Here is a 207-nt window from a genome sequence, read left to right on the forward strand (position 1 = left end):
ACACGGTGTCCAGGATCGCTCACGATGCGTGCACGAGCACGACGGGGGAGGCGTGCAGGGCGTGAGCGGTCGCGCGCCGCGCGCTCACGGCGTCCACGGGGGTGGCGCCGTGAGCGCGCGGCTGCGCGTTGTCGCGCGCGAGACCGGGAAGGGCACGCAGGGGGGTGCGGGCGCACGACCGCGCCGAGCGGGGGTGCGGCACGGGCC

General features: G+C 78.3%; 1 protein-coding gene. It reads right to left on the reverse strand.

The annotated features are described in order from the left end of the window. Positions 1–19 precede the first annotated feature (19 nt). A partial coding sequence (locus KMS84_RS40855) for a hypothetical protein (RefSeq protein ID WP_256921704.1) occupies positions 20–207 on the reverse strand: 188 nt, incomplete at its 5' end.

Origin of the sequence: Streptomyces hilarionis, assembly GCF_024539675.1 — a bacterium.
GTDB classification, from domain to species: Bacteria; Actinomycetota; Actinomycetes; order Streptomycetales; family Streptomycetaceae; genus Streptomyces; species Streptomyces hilarionis.